Raw genomic sequence first — 512 nt, forward strand, 5'->3', positions numbered from 1 at the left:
GCGGTGCGCATGATCCACCCGGCTTCGCACCCGTCCGCCTGGGTGATGGAGTCGCCAAGCCCCAGGATGGTCTTGCCTTGCAGCCTGTTTGCAAAGACGGGAGCAGGCGTCAAAAATGTGGGGGCAATCCTTTGCGCCTCCTGGTATTCGGGGATCGCGTCTTGCTTGTAGTTGCCCTCTGCCAAAAATACTTTGGGGAGATTGACGGCCGGCACCGATATGCGCAAGTAACAGCAATCCGCCGGCGTTTGGATTTGATAGGGCAGGTTTGAGCCCTGCGACCAGCCGCTGATAAACTCCTTTCCCGGGCCGTAAAAGCAATACGCCCGGATGGCGCTTAAAATACATGCCTGACGGCTCTCGTCCCAATGGTACATAGTGTATACCTGGGACGGCTTGACCGGGATATATCCGGACGATTTGTAGGTGTTGTAACTGGGATTGCTCGCGCCGGTGTCGGTCAGGATACCGGTGTCCCAGCTGAGGTCAGGGGCCAGTACATTCATGCCGCA

Annotated in this window: 1 protein-coding gene; it reads right to left on the minus strand. The window is 57.4% G+C overall.

The window, feature by feature from the left end; all coding sequences use genetic code 11:
* The coding region (locus WMO26_RS13570) for a hypothetical protein (protein ID WP_349221154.1) at positions 1-512 on the minus strand (512 nt) is incomplete at both ends.

Source organism: Solibaculum intestinale (genome assembly GCF_040096205.1).
GTDB classification, from domain to species: Bacteria; Bacillota; Clostridia; order Oscillospirales; family Acutalibacteraceae; genus Solibaculum_A; species Solibaculum_A intestinale.